A 281-nucleotide genomic window follows, 5' to 3' on the forward strand; every position below is an offset into this window, starting at 1 on the left:
ACCACGAGGTCACGGTGGAGATGCGGATCAGGAACCGAACCGACGACCCCGAGCGACTGACGAGCGTGATCCCCTCGTGGCTTCCGTGGATGGTGTTCCTGTCCGTGGTGGCCGTGAACTACGTGCGGCTGTTCGTGCTCGGTGGACCGGTCGCCGTCTACCAGGACGCGAACCTCGCGGCGGTGATCGGCTGGACGGTGGCGAACCCGGTCTGGGCGTCGATCGCCACGCAGTTTTTCACCGTGTACGTCGCCGTCACGCTCATCGCGCCGCGTCGCCTC

General features: G+C 66.5%; 1 pseudogene. It reads left to right on the forward strand.

The features are described from left to right. A pseudogene (locus EXE42_RS19080) lies at positions 1-281 on the forward strand (hypothetical protein); the annotation flags it as partial.

This window comes from Halorubrum sp. SP3 (assembly GCF_005435195.1).
GTDB lineage: Archaea > Halobacteriota > Halobacteria > Halobacteriales > Haloferacaceae > Halorubrum > Halorubrum sodomense.